Origin of the sequence: Catenulispora sp. GP43, assembly GCF_041260665.1 — a bacterium.
Lineage (GTDB): Bacteria > Actinomycetota > Actinomycetes > Streptomycetales > Catenulisporaceae > Catenulispora.
This window is the reverse complement of sequence record NZ_JBGCCT010000017.1, coordinates 93,264-110,062: the sequence shown is the minus strand read 5'-3', so window position 1 is coordinate 110,062 and position 16,799 is coordinate 93,264. Positions and strand designations below refer to the sequence as shown.

14 protein-coding genes and 1 pseudogene are annotated in these 16,799 nt (G+C 68.5%); 11 read left to right on the top strand and 4 right to left on the bottom strand.

The genetic code is table 11. The annotated features are described in order from the left end of the window. Nucleotides 1-82: 82 nt before the first annotated feature. Both ABH926_RS30500 and ABH926_RS30495 read left to right on the top strand, forming a co-directional pair. Nucleotides 83-742 carry a response regulator transcription factor gene (locus ABH926_RS30500; RefSeq protein WP_370369325.1) on the top strand — a complete coding sequence of 220 codons (660 nt, stop codon included), beginning with the start codon at nucleotides 83-85 and terminating at the stop codon, nucleotides 740-742. Continuing rightward, nucleotides 739-1,857, top strand: a complete 1,119-nt coding sequence (locus ABH926_RS30495; RefSeq protein WP_370369324.1) for a sensor histidine kinase — start codon at nucleotides 739-741, stop codon at nucleotides 1,855-1,857. The genes ABH926_RS30500 and ABH926_RS30495 overlap by 4 nt, the downstream gene beginning before the upstream one ends. Nucleotides 1,858-2,108: 251 nt before the next feature. Here the strand turns inward: ABH926_RS30495 and ABH926_RS30490 are convergent, their stop codons facing one another. After that, on the bottom strand, nucleotides 2,109-2,381 hold the full coding sequence (locus ABH926_RS30490; RefSeq protein WP_370369323.1) for an Atu4866 domain-containing protein: 273 nt from the start codon (nucleotides 2,379-2,381) through the stop codon (nucleotides 2,109-2,111). A gap of 333 nt (nucleotides 2,382-2,714) precedes the next feature. Here ABH926_RS30490 and ABH926_RS30485 point away from each other — a divergent pair, with 333 nt between their 5' ends. The 3 genes and pseudogenes from ABH926_RS30485 to ABH926_RS30475 form a co-directional block, all read left to right on the top strand. Further along, nucleotides 2,715-4,130, top strand: coding sequence for an amidohydrolase family protein (locus tag ABH926_RS30485; protein ID WP_370369322.1), 1,416 nt, complete (start codon nucleotides 2,715-2,717; stop codon nucleotides 4,128-4,130). Between the two features lie 20 nt (nucleotides 4,131-4,150). Continuing rightward, nucleotides 4,151-4,957 (top strand): helix-turn-helix transcriptional regulator, encoded by an 807-nt coding sequence (locus ABH926_RS30480; RefSeq protein ID WP_370369321.1) that lies wholly within the window; start codon nucleotides 4,151-4,153, stop codon nucleotides 4,955-4,957. 59 nt (nucleotides 4,958-5,016) lie between these two features. After that, nucleotides 5,017-5,136, top strand: a pseudogene (locus ABH926_RS30475) (FAD-dependent oxidoreductase); the annotation flags it as partial. A gap of 49 nt (nucleotides 5,137-5,185) precedes the next feature. Here the strand turns inward: ABH926_RS30475 and ABH926_RS30470 are convergent. After that, complete coding sequence (locus ABH926_RS30470) at nucleotides 5,186-6,082, bottom strand: AraC family transcriptional regulator N-terminal domain-containing protein (protein WP_370369320.1); 897 nt, start codon at nucleotides 6,080-6,082, stop codon at nucleotides 5,186-5,188. A gap of 172 nt (nucleotides 6,083-6,254) precedes the next feature. Between ABH926_RS30470 and ABH926_RS30465 the strand changes: the two genes are divergently transcribed. After that, nucleotides 6,255-7,016: an SDR family NAD(P)-dependent oxidoreductase gene (locus ABH926_RS30465; protein ID WP_370369319.1), complete on the top strand. Its 762-nt coding sequence runs from the start codon at nucleotides 6,255-6,257 to the stop codon at nucleotides 7,014-7,016. A 310-nt stretch (nucleotides 7,017-7,326) separates the two neighbouring features. Beyond that, nucleotides 7,327-8,298 (top strand): expansin EXLX1 family cellulose-binding protein, encoded by a 972-nt coding sequence (locus ABH926_RS30460; protein ID WP_370369318.1) that lies wholly within the window; start codon nucleotides 7,327-7,329, stop codon nucleotides 8,296-8,298. Between the two features lie 5 nt (nucleotides 8,299-8,303). Here the strand turns inward: ABH926_RS30460 and ABH926_RS30455 are convergent, their stop codons facing one another. After that, a complete protein-coding gene (locus tag ABH926_RS30455; protein ID WP_370369317.1) occupies nucleotides 8,304-10,712 on the bottom strand; it encodes a beta-glucosidase in 2,409 nt (802 codons plus the stop codon). Nucleotides 10,713-10,762: 50 nt separating this feature from the next. Then, on the bottom strand, nucleotides 10,763-11,764 hold the full coding sequence (locus ABH926_RS30450; RefSeq protein WP_370369316.1) for a LacI family DNA-binding transcriptional regulator: 1,002 nt from the start codon (nucleotides 11,762-11,764) through the stop codon (nucleotides 10,763-10,765). A 178-nt stretch (nucleotides 11,765-11,942) separates the two neighbouring features. Here ABH926_RS30450 and ABH926_RS30445 point away from each other — a divergent pair, with 178 nt between their 5' ends. The 4 genes from ABH926_RS30445 to ABH926_RS30430 are packed head-to-tail and all read left to right on the top strand — an operon-like array spanning nucleotide 11,943 to nucleotide 16,712. Continuing rightward, nucleotides 11,943-13,247, top strand: a complete 1,305-nt coding sequence (locus ABH926_RS30445) for an extracellular solute-binding protein (RefSeq protein ID WP_370369315.1) — start codon at nucleotides 11,943-11,945, stop codon at nucleotides 13,245-13,247. An 11-nt stretch (nucleotides 13,248-13,258) separates the two neighbouring features. Further along, nucleotides 13,259-14,290 (top strand): carbohydrate ABC transporter permease, encoded by a 1,032-nt coding sequence (locus ABH926_RS30440; RefSeq protein WP_370369314.1) that lies wholly within the window; start codon nucleotides 13,259-13,261, stop codon nucleotides 14,288-14,290. Next, entirely contained in the window at nucleotides 14,290-15,189 is a 900-nt protein-coding gene (locus tag ABH926_RS30435; protein ID WP_370369313.1) for a carbohydrate ABC transporter permease, read from the top strand. The genes ABH926_RS30440 and ABH926_RS30435 overlap by 1 nt, the downstream gene beginning before the upstream one ends. Before the next feature lie 8 nt (nucleotides 15,190-15,197). Then, nucleotides 15,198-16,712, top strand: coding sequence for an alpha-N-arabinofuranosidase (locus ABH926_RS30430; protein WP_370369312.1), 1,515 nt, complete (start codon nucleotides 15,198-15,200; stop codon nucleotides 16,710-16,712). Nucleotides 16,713-16,799: the final 87 nt, after the last annotated feature.

Below are 16,799 nucleotides of genomic sequence, written 5' to 3'. Positions count from 1 at the left end.
CAGTAGTACTGATCGGGTGATCCGGGCCGGTTAAGCAGAATCGTTTATCTCCTCAATATCCCGACGCCTCTAGCATCGGGACGTGAGAGTGCTTGTGGTTGAGGACGAACGATTGTTCGCCGACTCGATCGCCGAGGGATTGCGCAAGTTCGCGATGGCGGTCGACGTCTGCTACGGCGGCGAATGTGCGCTGGAGCGGATCGGCGTGCATGCATACGACGTCGTGGTCCTGGACCGCGACCTGCCCGACGTGTCCGGCGACCAGGTGTGCGCTGCCGTCGTCGCCGACGGCGGCCGGGCCCGGGTGCTCATGGTGACCGCCGCCGTCGCCGTCGCTGATCGGGTCGCGGGGCTCGGCCTCGGCGCCGACGACTACCTCACCAAACCGTTCGCGTTCAGCGAGCTGGTCGCCCGCGTGCAGGCGTTGGCCAGGAGGACCCGGCCCGCGCTGCCGCCGGTGCTGGAACGTCACGGCGTGGTCCTCGACCTGCCGCGACACCAGGCGTCCCGGGACGGCCGGTTCCTGCCGCTGGCACCGAAGGAGTACGCCGTGCTGCAGGTGCTGATGCGCGCCGAAGACAGCGTTGTCAGTGTCGAGTCCTTGTTGGAGAAGGCATGGGACGAGCATGCCGATCCGTTCACCAATGCGGTTCGCATGGCCGTGATGACGCTGCGCCGCAAACTCGGCGACCCGCCGCTCATCCATACCGTGCCCGGCGCCGGCTACCGGTTCGGCGCGTGAGGCCGCTGTCCGTGCGGGGCAGACTGACCGCGCTGTACGGCGGAATGTTCATGCTTTCCGGGATCGTGCTGCTGGTCATCGTCTACCTGCTGGTGAGCCAGGCCCTGCCCTCGCCGACGAGATTCGCCGATACTTCCGTGGGACAGATGCCCGCGGATGAGACTTCCCAGAACGCCCCGACGGTGCCCGCTCTGCCGGAGCAGAACACCGCGCAAGTCATCCAGTCGCTGACCGCCTACCGCTCCTCGACGCTCACCACGCTGCTGGTCCAGTCCGGCGCGGCGCTGCTGATCACCGCCGCGCTGGCCGTGCTGCTCGGCCGGCTCGTCGCCGGACGGATTCTGCGTCCGTTGCACGACATCACCGGCACCGCGCGCCGGCTCGGCGCCGAGGACCTCAACCGCCGGATCAAGCTGAACGGACCCGACGACGAGCTCAAAGAACTCGCCGACACCTTCGACGGCATGCTCGACCGGCTGTCCCGGTCCTTCGACAGCCAACGCAGATTCGTCGCCAACGCCTCGCACGAGCTACGGACCCCGCTCGCCCTGCAACGGACCCTGATCGAGGTCGCTCTGCTCGCCGACGTCCCGCCCGAGACGCGGCTGCTCGGCGCGCGACTGCTCGACACGAACGCCCGCACCGAACGGGTACTGGACGGCCTGCTTGTCCTCGCCCGCAGCGACCGAGGCCTGTCCGACCGTGTACCGGTCCGTCTCGACCACTTGGTGGAGACCGTCGCGAAGGACCTCGACGACGTCGAGGTGCGCACCGGGCCGCGGACCGTGGCAGGCGATCCGGTGCTGTTGGAACGCCTCGTCCTCAACCTGATCGACAACGCCGTCACCTACAACCACGCCGGCGGCTGGGTCCGGGTCGAGATCGCCGACACCCCCGCACTGGTAGTCAGCAACACCGGCCCTCAGATCGACCCCGAGACCGTCCAGGCCCTCTTCGAACCCTTCCACCGAGGATCCCCCGACCGCACCGGCGACACCACGCACTCCGGCCTCGGCCTGTCGATCGTCCGCTCAGTCGCCGACGCCCATGGCGGCCGCGCCGAAGCCCGCCCCCGACCCGACGGCGGGCTGGACGTCACTGTCTGGCTGCCGTGAGCCGCTTTTGCGCGATCGGCCGGAGGCTATGGCTGCCGTCCGACACCATTGACCACAGAAGGCAGTCCAGGAGGCGGCCCAGGGTGGTTTTGCCTCATCTTCTCCGGAATCAGGGGTGAGGTGATGCGAGCTGGCGGGTGGAAGCCGGGCGTCGACACACCCAGGGCATGGCAGGACCTGCGGATCCGGACTCGGTCATCGTGCAGTTCGGCCACGAGGCCCACGCCGTCACGGTCGAATGTGGATCCTGGTCATGGTCGGGCGCCGCGCTCCCGGTGGAGAACCAGGTGCTCGTGGAAGAGTACGCCGTCGCGGACGTCGCCGGTGGCGGTGAAGCCGGTGTCATCAACGTAGTCGATGTGGTTGCCGGTGACGGTGTAGCTGCCGGTGTAGGCGCTCTGACGGTTGCCGCGGGCCTCGTCGTAGCGGCCGTTCGGCAGGAGCTCCTGACGGATGTGCCCGTCTTCAGTCACCCACATGCCGATGTAGGGGTGCGGGTCGGGGGGCGTGTCATTGCCGGTCATGGCTCTACGATCGCCTTGGCGGCCGGTGGCAACCAGGCTGCGGTCTTCCCAGGTGGGGGCTTCCTGGGTGCCGTGCACCCAGCATCGTGGGCGATGAACTTCCTCATGCGGTGCGCCAGCGGCGCGGCGCACTGTTCTAGATCCATACCGCCCCGTGCGGCGATCCTGGGTGCGCGACACCTGGGGAAAGCGCGGCCTGGTTGCCGAAGCGGGCGGGTTCGAGGCTGGTGTTCAAGCAGCCTCGGCCGTCCCCGGCCACCTGCCCTCCCCAGCCCTATACAGCGGGCGGCCCATCTTCCCGGCTCTGCCCGCCGTACCGAAAGAAGACCCCTCATGAACGTCGACAACACCACCAGCGCCGCCGTGCTCGAAGAGCTCCGGCGCCGGCCCGCCGACCGGCGGCGCATTCTGTTCACCGGCGCGACCATCGTCACCATGGACCCCGTCCTCGGCGTCATCGGCGACGGGGACCTCCTCGTCGAGGGTGACACGATCTCCGCCGTCGGCCGTGGCCTCGACGCGGGCGATGCCGTGGTCGTCGATGCCGCCGGCACGATCCTCACCCCCGGCTTCGTCGACAGCCACCGGCACGCCTGGGAGACCCAGCTGCGCCGGATCATGCCGGACGTCGACGACCTCGGTGGCTACGTCACTGCCACGCTGGCCGGCTACGCCACGGTCTACCGGCCCGAGGACATGTACATCGGCACCAGGCTGGCCGCCCTGACCGCGATCGACTGCGGCATCACGACCATGCTCGACTTCTCCCACAACTCCCGGACCCGCGAGCACTCCGACGCCGCCATCGAGGCCCTCGCCGACACCGGGATCCGCGGCGTGCACGCCTCCATGGGCCCGCACTTCGGCGAGTGGGACCGGCAGTGGCCCGGCGACCTGACCCGCATCCAGGACAAGTACTTCAGCAGCCGCGACCAGCTGCTGACGCTGCGCCTGGCGGCCCTGGCCACCGACGAGATCGCCGGACCGGCGCTCGCCTACGGACGCGGACTCGCGCGCGTCGCCAAGGAGCTGGGCATCGGAGTGAGCGTGGACGCCGTCTTCGGCGCGTCGTCCTCCGAGGCGGTCCTGCGCTGGGCGAAGGACCGCATTCTCAGCCCCTGTGTCACCCTCATCCATGCCACCGGACTGACCTCCGATGCATGGAAGGCAATGGCCGAGACCGGTACCACCGTGGCGCTCGCACCCACGTCCGAGGCGCAGATCGGCCTGGAGACCGCGATCCCCGCCGTCGACGAGGCCCTGTCAGTCGGCATCCGTCCAGGACTGAGCATCGACGTCGAAGTCGCCCTGGCCAGCGACATGTTCACGCAGATGCGGGCCCTGCACGCCATACAGCGGATGCGCGCGGTCAACGCCGCATACGGCACCGACCGGCAGCCCTCCCGCATCACCACCCACGACGTCCTCGATTTCGCCACCCTTCAGGGCGCCCGCACCAACGGCCTGGCCGCCGTCACCGGCTCGCTCACCCCGGGCAAGAAGGCCGACCTGCTGGTCGTCCAGGCGGAGGACCTCAACACCATGCCCCTCAACGATCCGATCGGCACGATCGTGCTGGGTTCCGACGCCCGCAACATCAGCGCCGTCCTCATCAACGGCGAGCCTCGCAAGTGGGACGGACGGGTCCTCGACGTCGACCTGGCCACTCTGCGCAGCGAGGTCCACGCCTCGCGCGAGCACGTGCTCAAACCTGACACGGCCCGAAGCCCGGGACCTGCCGTCAGCTGAAAGCCCTCTAGTCTTGCCGGATGAGCAACGGGACACCTTTGGGCGATTTCCTCAGAGCCCGCCGAGAAGCCTTGAAGCCACACGACGTCGGGCTTCCCGAATATGGGCGACGCAGGGTTCCGGGACTGCGCAGGGAGGAAATCGCGCTGCTTGCCGCAGTCAGCTCCGACTACTACATGAGGCTGGAGCAGGGGCGCGAGAACGGCCCGTCCCCGCAAATCCGCGGGGCCGTGGCACAGGCGCTGAAGCTGGACGCCGAGGCCACCGACCACCTCGACCGCCTCTGCCGCACCGCCTCGCAACGCCCACGTGGCCGGGACCAGACGGACGTCAGCCGGCAGTTGTTGCAGCTGTTGGACGCATGGGACCACACTCCGGCCTTCATCGTCGGCCCGGCCCTCGACGTCATGGCGGGCAACTCCCTCGCCACGGCCCTCCACAGCGGGTTCGACGCGTTCGACAACCTCGCTCGCATGGTGTTCGCCGACCCGGCAGGGCGCGAGTTCTACCAGGAATGGGAGCGAGTCGCGCACTCCTGCGTCGCCGAAATCAGGGCCGCCTACGGCCACGACCCAGAATCGGCCCGCATCGCCGAAGTCGTGGCGGACCTGTCCGCCCAGAGCAGGGAATTCGCCGAGATCTGGCAGATGCACGAGGTCAAGAGCAAGTCCCAGGAAGCCAAGCGCCTCAAACACCCCCAGGTCGGCGACCTGCACACCGCATTCGCGGCCTTCACCGTCAACGGGGCCCCGCATCAGCAACTGGTGGTCTACCAAGCTGAACCGGCCAGCCCGACAGCGGCAGCCTTCGAGACGCTGAGGGCCTAAAGCCTGTTGCGTAACTGTGGGTGACGGCGGGCAGTGCGAGAGCGTGGCGGCGACCATCCGGCATCCCACTGGACGTGCTGCGCAGCCGCAACACGCCGAACCTGTTCGCGGCGGGCCGCACCGTGGACGGCGATCGCGGCGCGGGCGCCTCGATGAGGGTGATGGGCACCGCCTTCGCCCCGCCGGTCACTGGCAGGCGCGGAACATGAAAGTGGGCCGCCCTGGCGGTCAACCCTTTGTCTCGGCGATTCCTGCTGCGAATCGGATCGCGTCCTGACTCGGTGGTGCTCCGAAATGGCGGCGGTATTCCCGGCTGAACTGGGAGGGGCTGGTGTATCCCACGAGGCTTCCTATGCGCGCGACGTCCTTCGGATTTGCTGCCAGCAGAAGGCGGGCCTCTTGGAGCCTGATCTTCTTCTGGTACTGGATGGGGGTGGTTCCGGTGACGGCTTGAAAGTTCCGATAAAAGGCCGAGGCACTCAGCCCGATCTGGGCTGCGAGGTCCTCGACCTGGAATGGTTCTTTGTAGTTGTCCCGTATCCAGCGCAGGGCCCTGGCGATGGGGGAGAGCCGGCTGTCGGTGAGGCCGATCTGGCGGACGGTGGCGCCGTGCTCGCTGGTGATCAGTCGCCAGATGATCTCGCGTTTCACCAGAGGGGAAAGGACGTCCCTGTCGTGCGGCTGGTCGAGCAGCCGGACCAGGCGGACTGAGGCGTCGAGGAGTGTGTCGGGGGCTTGGCTGAAGGCGACCGGCAGTGGGGTTGTCGTGGTGTCGTTCTGCGAAGCGGCGTCGGGGGTGGCTTGCAGGAGTAGCTCGGCGACGTCAGAAGAATGCAGAAGCAGGCAAAGGCCCAGGGCCGGCCGCTCCGGAGTCGCATCGATGAAATGGCATTTGAGGGGTGTGGCGATGGAGGAGACCAGGTACTGGCCGGCCTGGAAGTGGTGCACGACGTCGTCGTATGCGAGGCGTTTCGCGCCTTGGGCGATCAACGTCATGCGGGTCCCGGTGGCCGGCGGCAGTGAGGTGTCCGCCTCCTCTCGGCCGATCAGGAGGTCCTCGATGGCGGTCGTCGCGTCGTCTCGAGCGTGACGGGCCAGAAGAGCGCACAATTCGTCCAGCGGCATGGATCCATTGAAACATTGCGGCTGGGGTGTCGGCCACATGTCATTCCATGGCGGAAAGATGCAGGATTAGGCAAGTGCCCGGGAGTTTCGTGCTAACGCTTTTGCGGATCGTGCTGCTTGAATGGATTAGTTGCCGCGGTCTTGCTGAAGAACGATTCGAAAGGCTCGAACCATGACTCGTCGTCTTGACGGAACTGTCGCCCTGGTCACCGGAGCATCCAGTGGCATCGGCCAGGCCACCGCCGCCGAACTCGCCCGCGAAGGCGCGTCCGTCGCGCTGGTCGGCCAACGCCGGGAACGGCTCGCCGACCTGGCCGCGCAGATCGTCGCCGCCGGCGGCAAGGCCCTGGCCCTGCCCACCGACGTCACCGACGCCCAGGCCGTCGCGGAGGCGGTTCAGCAGACCGTCGAGGGTCTGGGCCGCCTGGACATCCTGGTCAACAACGCCGGTGTGATGCTGCTGGGACCGACTCCCGGCGCGGACCTGAACGACTGGCGGCGCATGGTCGACGTCAACCTCACCGGCCTGATGCACACCACCCACGCCGCGCTTCCGCACCTGCTCAAGGCCGCCGGCGACGGTCCGCGTCAGGTCGCCGACATCGTCAACATCAGCTCGTTGAACGGCCGCACCGCCTTCGCCATGTCCGCCGTGTACAGCGCCACCAAGTTCGGCGTCAACGGCTTCAGCGAGGCACTGCGCCAGGAGCTGACACGGCAGCACGTCCGGGTGGCCGTCGTCGAACCCGGCAGCGTCGACACCGAACTGCGAGCCCAGAACCCGCCGGCGGTCCAGCAGATGATCGCCGCCGGCCTGGGCGACATCGAGCGGCTGCGGAGTCAGGACATCGCCGACGCCATCGGCTACATCGTCACCCGCCCCCGGCATGTGACCGTCAACGAAATGCTCGTCCGCCCGACCGAGCAAGGCTGAACACCGTGGCCCGCCGAAGGTTCGTGCATGCAGTCAGGACCCTGCGGTGACCTGCGAGTGCTGGGGCACGTCCGTCGGCTTGGCAGGCGTGGCGCGGGTGAGGTACTGCGGACCCCGGTCTCCCCTCCAGGCGGCCAGCGGATTCCGTTCTCACATAAGGGCTCCCGGTACGCAGTGTGCAAGCTACGGAGCGAGGCGCCGCTGTGGCCTTTGCGCCCGGCACCGTAGAGGTGAAAGTTTCACGGCAACCTTTTGCGCGGCCCGTGCCACTTGACCGACGGAAGGTATCCGATCGCTTGAAGGGGCGCCTGTGAAGGCCACGCATTCGACCACGCAGCACTACAAGCAGCGCACCAGGTGGCTGCCGATATCCGCCGTCGCGGCGTTGCTCGTGGTCGCAGGATTGACAGCCGTTCTGGCCATGGGCTCACCATCGCCGCACAAAGCGGACGCCGGCATCTCCGCGACCGGGATCGGCGCCACCGCGTCCGGCGCGACGGAGACCATGTCTTCGCCGCCCTCGGCAACACCGACACCTGCGCACCAGACGCCTGGGGACAAGACACCTGGGGGCAAGACGCCCGGGAACGCGGCGGCGACATCGCAGACGTCCGCGGCCCCGGCCCCGGTCCACAGCAGTTCCCAAAACGCACCGGCGTCGTCCTTGGCGGGGCGGATCCAGCCGGGCGTCGCCTACCAAGGCGTCGCGACCGAGTACAGCGCCGCGGACGGCAACGGCGCGTGCCTGTTCGGGCCCTCCGGCGACATGATGATCGCCGCGATGAACGAACTCGACTACCAGGACTCCGAAGCCTGCGGAGCCCACATCCTCGTCCGCGCGGCCAACGGCGCCACGGTCACCGTCCTGATCACCAACGAGTGCCCCTATCCCTGTGCTCCCGGGCAACTCGACCTCAGCCAGCAGGCGTTCGCCAAGATCGCCGATCCCCGGGCCGGCCGGATCCCGATCACCTGGCAGCTGGTCAGCCCCGCCGCCGGCAGCGCCATCTCCATCAGGTACAAGGTCGGCTCAAGCCAGTACTGGTGCGGCATCCAGGTCATCGGCGAGCGCAACCCGGTCGCCCGCCTGGAAGTCAGCACTGGCAGTGGATGGCAGCAGCTGTCGCGCAGCAGTTACAACTACTTCCTGTCCCCGAGCGGCACCGGATGCGGTAGGGCGATCCGGATCACTGACATCTACGGGCAGCAGGTGACGACAGCGGCCTTCCCCGTTGAACCGGACGTGATCCAACCCGCTCAGGTTCAGTTCGCGCAGCATTGAGCGGATCAGCCCTCGATGACACCGACCTGCGGCTTGAACGCGCGGTCGAAGCCGACCTCGCGCGGCGGCCCGGCGAGACGCGCGGTGAGGCGCGCGCGGATGTCGCGACTGGAGGCGCCGACCCACAGCTCGACCTCGCCCGGCTCGACGATGCGGCGGCCGGCCCGGCCCGTGTAAGAGGTCGTGTCGGCCGGCAGGTCGATGACTACCGTGCGCGTCGTTCCCGGTTCCAGATCGACCCGGGGCGCGGCGATCAGTTGCTGTACCGGGCGGGCCACCTCGGCCTGCGGGTCGTGCAGGTAGACCTGGACCACTTCGCTGGTGGGCGACGTGCCGTCGTTGTGCAGGGTCACCGCGAGCCGCAGCGTGCCGTCCGTCGGCCAGGTCTGGCCCTGGGGGAGAACGGGATCGGTCCACACCGCCGGGTTGTAGGACAGGCCGTGGCCGAAGGGGTACAACGGGGTCGGATCGACCGTACTCACGTCGCTGCGCAGGCCGAGGGTGGCCGACAGGTACGTCGAGGGCTGGTTCGCGCCCTCGGCCGGGAAGCCCACCGGCAGCCGGCCGGCCGGGTCCACCCGGCCCGACAGCACGTCCGCCAGGGCGTTCGCACCTTCCTCGCCCGGCAGGAAGCCGCAGACCACGGCCGCGAGTCGATCGGCGTACCGGGACAGCTCGTACGGACGCCCCACCAGCAGGACCAGGACGACAGGGGTCCCCGTGGCCAGCAGCGCCTCCAGCAGCTCGCCCTGCCGGCCGGGCAGGCGCAGGTCGGAGGCGTCGCAGCCCTCACCGGAGGTTCCGTTGCCGAACAGGCCCGAGACGTCGCCGAGCACCGCGACGCAGACCTCTGCTTCGCGTGCCGCCGCGACAGCCTCGGCGATCTGCTGATCGCCCAGCACCCGCAGGGCTTCGTCGTCCATCGCGTTGGTGGGAGTCCCGCGCTCGGCCCGCAGTCGCACGGAGCTCTCGGCGTCGGGCACCGGGCAGCCTTGCGCGTAGGTGATCTGGTAGCCGGCCGGATCGGCTTGCAGCGCCTCAAGAACAGTCCGCGCCTCGATGCCGAGCGCGATGTCCGGATGGTGCACACCGATGTGCCGGGGGAACGAGTAGCACCCGAAGGCGGCGTCCGCGACGTGTGCGCGGGGGCCGACGACCGCCAGGCGCTTGCCCGGGGCCAGCGGCAGAGCGCCGTTCTCGTTGCGCAGCAAGACTATCGCGCGCCGCGCCAAGCGCCGCGCCAGCGCCCGGGATTCCTCGTCGTCCAGGCGCGGGTCCGTCTCGGAAAGGATCGGGGGCTCGGGTGACCAGTCGGCGTCCAGCAGCCCGAGCTCGCACTTCTGGACCAGCACCCGCTCCAACGCCCGGTCCACCAGCGCGATATCCACCTCACCCGCTTCCAGCGCCGCGATCAGCGGTGCGCCGAAGCAGTCCACGGTCGGCAGTTCGACATCGATGCCGGCGGCCAGGGCCTGTGCGGCAGCGTGTCCCTTGGAGCCCGCGGTGCGGTGAAGGCGGTGCAGAAAGACCACTGCGAAGTAGTCCGACACGACCGTCCCGGTGAAGCCGTACGCACCGCGCAGCCGATCGGTCAGCAACGCAGAGTCGGCGGCCACCGGCATGCCATCGTTGTCAGAGTACGAGTTCATCACCGAACGGGCCCCGGCCCGCAACGCCATCTCGAACGGCGGCAGGATCACGTCCGCCATCTCCCGCGGGCCGATCGACACCGGCGCGAGGTTCCGCCCCGCGCGCGAGGCGCTGTACCCGGCGAAGTGCTTCAGTGTCGCGACGATGCCGGTGGATTCAAGGCCCTGAACGTAGGCCGCGCCGAGCGTGCCCACAAGGTACGGATCCTCCGCGATGAGCTCCTCGACCCGGCCCCAGCGCAGGTCCCGAACGACGTCCAGAACCGGGGCCAGACCCTGGTGGACGCCGAGCCGCCGCATGGTCAGGCCGATCCGCTCGCCGACCTGGCGTATGAGCTCCGGATCGAAGCTCGCCCCCCAGCACAACGGCGAGGGATAGACCGTCGCCTGCCAGGCCCCCAGCCCGGTCAGGCACTCCTCGTGCACCAGCGCCGGGATCCCCAGGTCCGCCCCGGCCAGATCGCGCTGGGTGTTGGCCACCGCGCGCGCCCCGGCCACCGGATCCACCGGCACCGTGCCGAAGGGCCGGGTGAGCTGGCCGACACCGTCGCGCAGGACGTCGGACCAGTCCGCGGCGGGCAGTTCCGAGGAATGCTGGAACGGCGCGACCTGCCCCGAGGTGGCGTCGGCACCGACCCAGACCCCGTACAGCTGCGCCACCTTCTGCCGTACCGACATGCGCGGTATGAGGTCCCTGACCCGATCGGCGGCCGGGGCGGTCGCGTCGCGCCAGAGGTCGGTGACGGTGGTGTTTTCTATGGCCATGTGCGGCTTTCCTTACTCGGGGGAGTGCCGGTGCTGCGAAGGGGAACAGATCACGCCCGGGTGGTCGAACTGCGGACGACCAGCTCCGTGGCCAACGTGAGGTGGGTGCGCTCCACGGGCTCCCCGCGGATCAGCCGGATCAGCATCTCCACCGCGTGCTCGCCCATCGTGCGGATGGGCTGGTTGATCGTGGTCAGCTGCGGGACGCACAGCGCCGACTCGGGGATGTTGTCGAAACCGACGACCGACAAGTCCGTCGGCACCCGCAATCCCAGGTCCGTGGCCACCTCGATGGTGGCGATCGCCGTGACGTCGTTGGCGGCGAACACCGCGGTCGGACGCTGCGGACCGGTCAGCAACTCGTGCGCGGCCAGCGCCGACAGGTCCGCGTCGTACCCGCCGACGCGCACCAGCGACTCCTCGACCGGCACGCCGGCCGCCGCCAGCGCTTCGCGATAGCCCTGCTCGCGCAGCTTCGCAGACTCCAGATCCGGACGGCCGCCCAGCATCGCGATCCGCCGGTGCCCCAGGCTCAGCAGGTGCTCGGTCGCCAGGCGCGCGCCGCGCAGGCTGTCGGCGTCCACCGTCGGGAAGCCCGAGGTCCCGGTGTGCGGATCGACCGCGACGACGGGTGCGCCGTAGTTCACGTCCACGACCGTGGGGGTCACCAGCACCGCGCCGTCCACCAGGGTGCCGGACAGCCGCGACAGGTACCTGCGTTCCCAGCCCACCACGTCCCCTGTGCGGCCGCCCGCGCTGTAGACGACCAGCTCGAAGCCGCTGCCGCGGATGGCGTCCGCCGCGCCCTTGAGCAGCTCGGTGCTGAACGGTTCCAGGTCCGCGACCAGGATGCCGATCACGTTCGTGCGGTGGTTGCGCAGGCTCTGGGCGACCAGGCTCGCCTCGTAGCCGAGTTCGTCGATGACGGCCTGGACGCGCGCCATGGTGTCCGCGGCTACGCCGTAGCGCTGATTGATGACTTTGGACACGGTGGCGACCGAGACGCCGGCGTGCTCGGCGACGTCCCTGATGGTGACTCTGGGTTGCTGCACGCCGCCACGTTAGCGGTGTAAAACGTTATCGACAACGATTGACACGACCGAAACGTGCGCGCAAACTCATCGCCATCCCCCGCCGGGCCCGGCGCCCCCGGCGCCCTCACAGAACCCATCACCCCCACTGCCCCCGGGATCCAGGTGCGACCATGACGACGGACAGGGAGTTCCTACAGTGACGAGGAAAACGCGCAACGTGATAGCCGGCGTGCTCGGCTTGAGCGCGGCTCTGGCCGCCGCCGGCTGTGCCGGCGGCAGCAGCAACGGCGGAGGCGGCGGCAGCGGTTCGGGCGGCGGCCAGGTCAAGCTGACGATCTGGCAGAACTCGACGACCGGCCCCGGCCAGCAGTTCTTCCTGACCGCCGCGAAGGACTACCACGCGCTGCACCCGAACGTCACGATCAACGTCCAGACGATCCAGAACGAGGACCTGGACGGCAAGCTGCAGACCGCGCTGAACGCGAACTCCGCGCCGGACATCTTCCTGCAACGAGGCGGCGGCAAGATGCAGGCGATGGTCACCGCCGGCCAGGTCCAGGCGCTGAACCTGACCGCCACCGACAAGGCGGACATCGGCGCCGCGGCGCTGGCGGCCGAATCGATCGACGGCACGGTCTACGCGGTGCCGATGGACACCCAGCCCGAGGGCTTCTACTACAGCAAGGACCTGTTCCAGCAGGCCGGCATCACCTCGGCGCCGACCACGGTCGACGAACTCGAAGCCGACGTCGCCAAGCTCAAAGCCATCAACGTCGCCCCGATCGCGGTCGGCGCGAAGGACGCCTGGCCGGCCGCGCACTGGTACTACAACTTCGCTCTGCGCGAGTGCAGCCAGGCCACCATGACGAGCACGGCCAAGTCGCTGAAGTTCACCGATCCGTGCTGGACCAAGGCCGGCGACGACGTGGCCGCGTTCCTGAAGACCGACCCGTTCCAGAAGGGCTTCCTGACGACCTCGGCGCAGCAGGGCGCCGGCTCGTCGGCGGGTCTGCTCGCGAACCACAAGGCGGGCATGGAGCTCATGGGCAACTGGGATCCCGGAGTGATCGCCAGCCTGACCCCGGACCAGAAGCCGCTGCCGGACCTGGGCTGGTTCCCCTTCCCCGCCGTGGCCGGCGGCCAGGGCGACCCGACCGCCATCATGGGCGGCGCCGACGGCTACTCGGTGTCCAAGAAGGCGCCGAAGGAGGCTTTCCAGTTCCTGGAGTTCCTGGCGACCAAGGACGAGCAGGAAGCCTACGCCAAGGCGTTCGACGCGATCCCGGTGAACCCGGCTGCCCAGGAGGCCGTCACCGATCCCTACAACGTCTCGACCTTGCAGGCCTTCAGCAAGGCCGCGTACGCGATGCAATACCTTGACACCCAGTTCGGGCAGAACGTCGGCAACGCGATGAACACCGCCGTCGTCGCCCTGATGGCCGGGCAGGGCAGCGCCGCGAACATCGTCTCGGCCACCAACAGCGCCGTCGCGCGCGGCTGAGCAAGCAGACGATGAGCGACACCGTGGGTTCCGACACGGACATCCAGATCCCGTCGCCGGGCACGGCCGGAGCCGGGGGTGCGCGAACGTCGCCGCCCCCGGCCCCGGCCCCAGCTCCGGCCACGGCCCCGCGCCGCCGCGGTCGGGGCCGGATGCGCCTGGAGATAGCGGTCCTGTCCGGACCGCCGATCATCGTTTTCGTGGCGTTCGTGATCTTCCCGGTCGTACTCGCCGCGTACTACGGCTTCTACAAGTGGCAGGGGTACGGGGCGGCGACCGACTGGGTCGGGCTGAACAACTACCGGCTGATCCTCACCGACCCCGCGTTCCAGCAGGTGCTGTGGCACAGCCTCCTGATCCTGGTGCTCTCGCTGGTCATCCAGGGGCCGCTGGCGATCATCCTGGCGATCCTGCTCAACCAGCGGATCCGGGGCCGCTCGGTCATCAGGGTCCTGATCTTCGTGCCCTACGTCATCTCCGAGGTCATCGTCGGCACCGGCTGGTCCCTGATGCTGCAGAGCACCGGCGCCGCCAACGACCTGCTGAAGCACATCGGCCTGGGCGCGCTGCAGAAGGACTGGATCGCGGACCCGAAGCTCGCCATCTGGACGCTGATCGCCATCATCTCCTGGAAGTACATCGGCTTCGCGGTGATCCTGATGCTCGCCGGCCTGCAGTCGATCCCCGAGGAGCTCTTCGAGGCCGCCCAGATCGACGGCGCCTCCTACTGGCAGATACAGCGCCGCATCACGCTGCCGCTGCTGGGGCCGACGGTCCGCATCTGGGCCTTCCTGTCGATCATCGGCTCGCTGCAGCTGTTCGACCTCGTCTACATCATCTGGGGCCAGTACGTCTCGGGCACCGCGGGCACCTCGACCATGGCGATCTACATGGTCGCCCAGGGCCGATCCGCGGGCAACTACGGGTACGGCAGCGCCGTGGCCGTCGTGATGTTCCTGATCACGCTCATCGTCGCGCTGCTCTACCAGCGCTTCGTCCTGCGCCGGGACCTGCGGGGCGCCATCACCGAAGGAGTCAGCTGATGAGCGCGCGGACCGCCGACTGGTTCCCGTCGGCCGCGAAGCAGAAGCCGCGAGGCCGGCGCAGCGGCGACCGGGACAAGCCGGCGAAGTGGGGGAGCCCGGCCGTCTACTTCGTCGCGCTGGTGTTCATCGCGGTCTGCATCGCGCCGGTGCTCTACATCGTGCTCGGCGGATTCCGCACCAACTCGCAGATCACCACGAGCCCGGCCGGACTGCCGCACCCCTGGGTCTTCGGCAACTACGCCAACGTGCTGAAGTCGAACACCTTCTGGGGTGAATTCGCCAACTCCGTCGTCGTCGCCCTGGCCAGTACCGCCGGCATCGTGATCCTCGGCTTGATGGTGAGCTTCGTGCTCGCGCGGTACGACTTCAAGCTCAAAGGCGCGATGTACTCGCTGTTCGCCGCCGGCCTGATGTTCCCGCTGGTCATCGCGATCACCCCGCTGTACATCGTGATCAAGGACCTCGGCCTGGTCGACAACCTGGCCGGGGTGATCGTCCCGGAGATCGCCTTCGGTCTGCCGACGACCGTCATCATCCTGGTGCCGTTCCTGCGGGCCATCCCCAAGGAGATCGAGGAGGCCGCGACGATCGACGGCGCCAGCCGGCTCGGGTTCTTCTTCCGCATGGTGATGCCGCTGTCGCTGCCCGGCGTGGTGACGGTCGGCATCCTGGCGTTCATCGGCAGCTGGAACAACTACGTCCTGCCGCTGTACATCCTCAACTCGGAAGCGAACTTCACACTGCCGCTCGGCGTCCAGGCCTTCTCCTCGCAGTACTCCCAGGACACTGCGAAGGTGCTCGCGTTCACGTCGCTGGCGATGCTGCCCGCGCTGGTCTTCTTCTCGATATTCCAGAAGCGGATCGTCGGCGGACTCACCGGCGCCGTGAAGGGATGAGGCCGGCCGTGCTCCGCGCGCACGTCGTGCTCGACAAGCAGGCGGTGATCGCTCCGGTCCGGCGACGCACTTTCGGCTCGTTCGTCGAGCACCTCGGCCGATGTGTGTACACCGGGATCTACGAGCCGGGGCATCCGAGCGCGAACGACGACGGGTTCCGCATGGACGTCGTCGAACTCGTCCGCGAACTCGGCAGCACGACGATCCGCTACCCCGGCGGCAACTTCGTCTCCGGCTTCCGCTGGGAGGACTCGGTCGGCCCGCGCGAGAAGCGGCCGGTGCGTCGTGACCCGGCCTGGCACTCGCTGGAATCGAACCAGGTCGGGCTCGACGAGTTCGCCAAGTGGCTCAAGCTCACCGACGCGGAGCTGATGCTGGCGGTCAACGTCGCCACAAGGGGGATCCTGCCTGCCTTGGACCTTCTGGAGTACGCCAACCATCCGTCCGGCACGGCGTTGTCGGATCTGCGCATCGCCAACGGCACCCCGGATCCGCACAACGTGCGCATGTGGTGCCTCGGCAACGAGATGGACGGGCCGTGGCAGACCGGTTTCATGACCGCCGAGGACTACGGCAAGGTCGCCGCCCGTACCGCCGCGGCGATGAAGATGGCTGACAAGGACTTGGAACTCGTCGTCTGCGGTTCCTCCGGATCGGGGATGCCGACGTTCGGCGACTGGGAGCGCACGGTCCTGGAGCACAGCTACGACCATGTCGACTATGTCTCCTGCCACGCGTACTACCAGGAGCTCGACGGTGATCTCGGCTCCTTCCTGGCCTCGGCGCTCGACATGGACTTCTTCATCGACGCCGTCATCGCGACCGCCGACCATGTGGGCCACAAGAAGCGCTCCACCAAGAAGATCGACATCTCCTTCGACGAGTGGAACGTCTGGTATCTCAAGGAACACCAGGAGTCCGGGGAGGCCGGCCACGAGTGGCGCCACGCCCCTCGGCAGCTCGAGGACGTCTACACGGTGGCGGACGCCGTCGTGGTCGGCAACCTGCTGATGACGCTTCTCAAGCGCGGCGACCGCGTCGCCTCCGCGTCACTGGCGCAGCTGGTCAACGTGATCGCGCCGATCATGACCGAGCCGGGCGGCCCGGCGTGGCGGCAGACGACCTTCCATCCGTTCTCGATCACCAGCCGGCTCGCCGCCGGCGAGGTCATCAGGCCGGTGATCGAGGCGCCTGTGTACATCACGGCGCGCCACGGCGAGGCCTCTGTCATCGACGCCGTGGCGACAGTGGACGAGGACCGGGCCGCGGTCTTCCTCGTCAACCGCGACCTGGCGCGGACCGCGCGGGTCACGGTCGACGTGCGCAGCCTCGGCCCGGTGCGCGTCGTCGAGGCGCTCACGCTCGCCGACCCCGATGTGTACGCGAAGAACACGCTCGCCGAGCAGCAGCGGGTGGTTCCGCGTCCGAATCCGGGCGCGAACGTCTCCGGCGGCGTGCTCACCGTCGAGCTTCCTCCGGTGTCATGGACGGCGATCGCGCTCGGTCAGGCCTCAGGGCACTGAGCGACCCGGCCGTGAAACTTCCGGGGCGCGAATCGATTCGACCCAGCTCCGGCGCGTGGGGCCGGGACAGGCGTTGACGAGTCACCA

Bases quoted from the DNA above. Each gene is read 5' to 3' on its own strand.
- ABH926_RS30490 (WP_370369323.1), bottom strand. From the start codon at position 2,381: ATGACCGGCAATGACACGCCCCCCGACCCGCACCCCTACATCGGCATG.
- ABH926_RS30485 (WP_370369322.1), top strand. From the start codon at position 2,715: ATGAACGTCGACAACACCACCAGCGCCGCCGTGCTCGAAGAGCTCCGG.
- ABH926_RS30480 (WP_370369321.1), top strand. From the start codon at position 4,151: ATGAGCAACGGGACACCTTTGGGCGATTTCCTCAGAGCCCGCCGAGAA.
- ABH926_RS30470 (WP_370369320.1), bottom strand. From the start codon at position 6,082: ATGCCGCTGGACGAATTGTGCGCTCTTCTGGCCCGTCACGCTCGAGAC.
- ABH926_RS30465 (WP_370369319.1), top strand. From the start codon at position 6,255: ATGACTCGTCGTCTTGACGGAACTGTCGCCCTGGTCACCGGAGCATCC.
- ABH926_RS30455 (WP_370369317.1), bottom strand. From the start codon at position 10,712: ATGGCCATAGAAAACACCACCGTCACCGACCTCTGGCGCGACGCGACC.
- ABH926_RS30440 (WP_370369314.1), top strand. From the start codon at position 13,259: ATGAGCGACACCGTGGGTTCCGACACGGACATCCAGATCCCGTCGCCG.
- ABH926_RS30435 (WP_370369313.1), top strand. From the start codon at position 14,290: ATGAGCGCGCGGACCGCCGACTGGTTCCCGTCGGCCGCGAAGCAGAAG.